Source organism: Ochrobactrum sp. SFR4 (genome assembly GCF_019730395.1).
Classification (GTDB): Bacteria; Pseudomonadota; Alphaproteobacteria; order Rhizobiales; family Rhizobiaceae; genus Pseudochrobactrum.
Window position 1 is genome coordinate 1 of sequence record NZ_JAAPBB010000720.1, and the last position, 277, is coordinate 277.

Below are 277 nucleotides of genomic sequence, written 5' to 3' on the forward strand. Positions count from 1 at the left end.
ACCTTTTTATCGCAAACGCTTTATTGAAGCGGATGTTCATCCTGAAGAGCTGAAAACACTGGCGGATATTGCCAGGTTCCCTTTCACCTATAAACAGGATCTGCGCGATACCTATCCGTTCGGTATGTTTGCCGTGCCGCAGAATAAGGTTGTGCGTATTCACGGTTCCTCCGGTACTACCGGTAAACCGACCGTTGTCGGCTATTCCCAGTCCGATATTGATAACTGGGCCAATCTGATCGCGCGCTCGATCCGTGCTGCGGGCGGCCGCTCCGGT

General features: G+C 52.7%; 1 pseudogene. It reads left to right on the forward strand.

From position 1 onward, the window contains the following. Positions 1–277: pseudogene (locus HBA93_RS20950) on the forward strand (phenylacetate--CoA ligase); the annotation flags it as partial.